Below are 1,373 nucleotides of genomic sequence, written 5' to 3' on the forward strand. Positions count from 1 at the left end.
AGTGATCGGAACTGCTGTGGCAAATGTTGATGGTAAGTACAGCATCACTTTGGATAAAGCGTATAACAATGGTGAGCATTTTGAGGTTATTGCAACGGACACAGCCAATAACAGCACCAAGCCAAATGCAATTACAGCGCCTGATACCACAGCGCCAGCAAGATTAACGCAAGTATTGGGTGTAGATAACAAAACAGTGACAGGTATCACTGAAGCTGGTGCAACAGTCAAAGTTAGCTACAATGGCAAAGTGATCGGAACTGCTGTGGCAAATGTTGATGGTAAGTACAGCATCACTTTGGATAAAGCGTATAACAATGGTGAGCATTTTGAGGTTATTGCAACGGACACAGCCAATAACAGCACCAAGCCAAATTCAATTACAGCGCCTGATACCACAGCGCCAGCAAGCTTAACGCAAGTATTGGGTGCAGATAACAAGACAGTGACAGGAACAACCGAAGCTGGTGCGACAGTCAAAGTTAGCTATAACGGTAAAGTCATTGGCACTGCGATAGCAGATGCAACTGGCAAGTACAGCGTGAGTCTAGACAAGGCTTATAGCAATGGTGAAAAGCTTGATGTTGTGGCAACTGATCAAGCAGGTAATGCAACCAAGCCAAATGAAATTGTAGCGCCTGATACGACAGCACCTGCGACCTTGACGCAAGTATTGGGTGCAGATAATAAGACAGTGATGGGTAACACCGAAGCTGGTGCGACAGTCAAAGTTAGCTATAACGGTAAAGTGATCGGAACTGCTGTGGCAAATGTTGATGGTAAGTACAGCATTACTTTGGATAAAGGGTATAACAATGGTGAGAAGCTAAATATTGTTTCTGCTGATCAAGCAGGTAATGCAACCAAGCCAAATACGATTACAGCGCCTGATACGACAGTACCTGCGACCTTGACGCAAGTATTGGGTGCAGATAACAAGACAGTGACAGGTATCACTGAAGCTGGTGCGACAGTCAAAGTTAGCTATAACGGTAAAGTGATCGGAACTGCTGTGGCAAATGTTGATGGTAAGTACAGCATTACTTTGGATAAAGCGTATAGCAATGGTGAGAAGCTAAATATTGTTTCTGCTGATCAAGCAGGTAATGCAACCCAGCCAAATACGATTACAGCGCCTGATACCACAGCGCCAGCAAGCTTAACGCAAGTATTGGGTGCAGATAACAAGACAGTGACAGGAACAACCGAAGCTGGTGCGACAGTCAAAGTTAGCTATAACGGTAAAGTCATTGGCACTGCGATAGCAGATGCAACTGGCAAGTACAGCGTGAGTCTAGACAAGGCTTATAGCAATGGTGAAAAGCTTGATGTTGTGGCAACTGATCAAGCAGGTAATGCAACCAAGCCAAATG

At 44.8% G+C, this 1,373-nt stretch carries 1 protein-coding gene; it reads left to right on the plus strand.

From position 1 onward, the window contains the following. A partial coding sequence (locus AC5YCI_RS16245) for an Ig-like domain-containing protein (RefSeq protein ID WP_496175939.1) occupies positions 1 to 1,373 on the plus strand: 1,373 nt, incomplete at both ends.

The organism is Acinetobacter sp. CY17 (assembly GCF_059515825.1).